This window comes from Candidatus Jidaibacter acanthamoeba, assembly GCF_000815465.1.
In the GTDB taxonomy this organism is placed as follows: domain Bacteria; phylum Pseudomonadota; class Alphaproteobacteria; order Rickettsiales; family Midichloriaceae; genus Jidaibacter; species Jidaibacter acanthamoebae.
In genome coordinates this window covers 1-1,135 of record NZ_JSWE01000007.1, presented here as the reverse complement: position 1 = coordinate 1,135, position 1,135 = coordinate 1, and the positions used below count along the sequence as shown (strand labels likewise).

Annotated in this window: 1 protein-coding gene and 1 pseudogene; both read left to right on the top strand. The window is 33.7% G+C overall.

From position 1 onward, the window contains the following. The coding region (locus NF27_RS10910; RefSeq protein ID WP_161791734.1) for an ankyrin repeat domain-containing protein at positions 1-603 on the top strand (603 nt) is incomplete at its 5' end. A 262-nt stretch (positions 604-865) separates the two neighbouring features. Beyond that, positions 866-1,093 (top strand): annotated as a pseudogene (locus tag NF27_RS00095) (IS5-like element ISParac1 family transposase); the annotation flags it as partial. Positions 1,094-1,135 lie beyond the last annotated feature (42 nt).

Genomic DNA, 1,135 nt, shown 5'->3' with positions numbered 1-1,135 from the left:
GATGAGCAGACTCCTTTGCAAAATGCCTTATATAATGGTTACGATGAAATTGCTAAATTAATATTAGCACATAATCCTGATATAAAAACAGCCGATATAAAGGGGAACACGGTTATACATTTATGTTTAATAGGAAGTAAGATAAATCTAATTCCTTTACTTGTGAAGAGAGGAGCTGATATTAATGCATGCAATAAAGAAGGATTTACAGCTTTACACATGGCAGCAGATGGCGGACATGTAGAAGGTTATAAGCTATTACTTGAGCACGGTGCTGACTCTACTATCACTATAGAAGGATATACAGCGAGGAAACTATATCAGACCTCATGCTCTGAAAAAATAAAAGAATTTGAGGCAGCAGAAAGGGAGGTTGAAGTACATAGATATAAGAGTGAAGAAAAAGTGGAAGCTTTTATTGAACTTAGAAAGCGAAAATTAGAACCTACTGATAAGCAATTATTAGAAAAACAAACCGATAAAACTAATGATAAAAAAGAGAAAAAACATTGGGTCGATATAATAGCTAAAAAACCGAAGCTTAGTGAAGCAGATAAGAATTTAGCTTATGATAAACAACAGCCAATAGCTAGGTACCACTAGAAAGAGGGATAACCACCGAATAAAAAATGATTAATATAGCCGGCAATAATAATGTTATCCTTACCCATAAGAATGGTTTTGTTGCTTAAATAAGGTAGGAAGTAAAAAGAAGAGTATAGCGCAAGCCAGCTATACCGGAGTTAGTAAAGAGGGATTAATAGTTTCACGTATTATGACCAACCATATTACTGATGACCGTAAATGTTTAGAATCATTAATACAAAGCGCAGATACCAAGACAGCTTATACACAACCTAGGTCTGATATCATAAACTATATTAAAGAAAAAGGATACCATGTGGGGTGTTATAAAAATAAGTATGGAAGGAGGGAAATTGTAGAAAATACTATTTACCGATATAAAAGTATTATTGGAACCAAGCTAAGATCTAGGAAATGGGATAACCAAGATGCTGAGACTTTACTTGGTTGTCATATACTTAATATAATGACAAACCTGCACATGCCTCAATCTGTAAAACTCACTTAACTCACATGGGTAAAGGGAAAATATACTTTAACTTTGATTTGA